Source organism: Brevibacterium rongguiense, assembly GCF_009857845.1.
Lineage (GTDB): Bacteria > Actinomycetota > Actinomycetes > Actinomycetales > Brevibacteriaceae > Brevibacterium > Brevibacterium rongguiense.
The window spans coordinates 1-358 of record NZ_WWEQ01000146.1; the positions used below are offsets into that span (position 1 = coordinate 1).

The window sequence follows — 358 nt, forward strand, 5'->3', positions numbered from 1 at the left end:
CCCGCTCGGTCTCGACCTTGACCTTGTCGGCCCGTAGCCGGGCGTTCTCCGCCTCCAACCGGGCGATCCTCACCGCCGCGGACTCGGTACCGGCCGACTTCGCGCCGCTGGAGGAGTGTTCTGGTGGCGCAGCCGTCGAACCTGTCCCGAACGCCCTCACCCAGTCCGCCAACGTTCCCCGGGACACCCCCAGATCGGCGGCGATGCCCTTCAACGTGGCATCGGGAGTGGACTCGTACAAGTCGACGGCCTGCCGACGGAACTCATCGGAGTAGTTCTTCCTGGCCATAGTCCTGATCATCTCGCTTCCTCCAGCAACTGCTGGATTCCACGTGTCCAAGACCCGGGGTCAGGGCCC

1 protein-coding gene is annotated in these 358 nt (G+C 66.2%); it reads right to left on the reverse strand.

The window, feature by feature from the left end:
• On the reverse strand, positions 1 to 289 hold a 289-nt coding region (locus tag GSY69_RS13915), incomplete at its 3' end, for a transposase (RefSeq protein WP_160954411.1).
• Positions 290 to 358: the final 69 nt, after the last annotated feature.